Origin of the sequence: Methylobacterium aquaticum, assembly GCF_001043915.1 — a bacterium.
GTDB lineage: Bacteria > Pseudomonadota > Alphaproteobacteria > Rhizobiales > Beijerinckiaceae > Methylobacterium > Methylobacterium aquaticum.
In genome coordinates, this window is sequence record NZ_LABX01000491.1 from 1 (window position 1) to 638 (window position 638).

General features: G+C 71.3%; 1 protein-coding gene. It reads right to left on the bottom strand.

The features are described from left to right. On the bottom strand, positions 1-518 hold a 518-nt coding region (locus VP06_RS33415; protein ID WP_048468136.1), incomplete at its 3' end, for a biotin/lipoyl-containing protein. Positions 519-638: the final 120 nt, after the last annotated feature.

Genomic DNA, 638 nt, shown 5'->3' on the forward strand with positions numbered 1-638 from the left:
TTCGTGCGCAGGCAGATGGCGGCGGAGGGCGCCGCCATCTGCCTGCGCACGAAGCCCAGCACGTCCTCGCGCAGGATGCGCCCCTGTGGGCCGGTGCCGGGAATGCCGGCGAGATCGACCCCGAGTTCCCGCGCATAGGCGCGCACGGAGGGCGTGGCGTGGATGTCGGACGAGGCCGGGATCTCGGGCGCGGATACCAGTGCCGGCGCCGCCGGGACGGTCTCGGCAGCAGCGGGCGCCTGTGGCGTTTCCGCCGGTATCGGCGCGGTGGCCTCGCCGGAGGTGTCGACCATCAGGATCGGCATGCCCTGCGACACCCGCGTGCCCGGCGCCACCAGGATCTCGGCCACGATTCCCGCCACGGGCGACGGCACCTCCATCGTGGCCTTGTCGGATTCGATGCTGATCAGCAGGTCGTCGACGGCGATCCGGTCTCCCGGCTTGACCAGGATCTCGACCACCGGAACGTCCTTGAAGTCGCCGATATCGGGCAGGGCGACCGGCAGGCTGGCACTCACGAGGTCCTCCCGAGACGGTTCTTCGTGTCCCGTCGCGGCGCATCTCGGCGAACCGGCGCGGCATCCGGGACGCCACGCCTAGACCATTTCGCGGCCGGGAGGAAACCGTCGCGGCCCTCG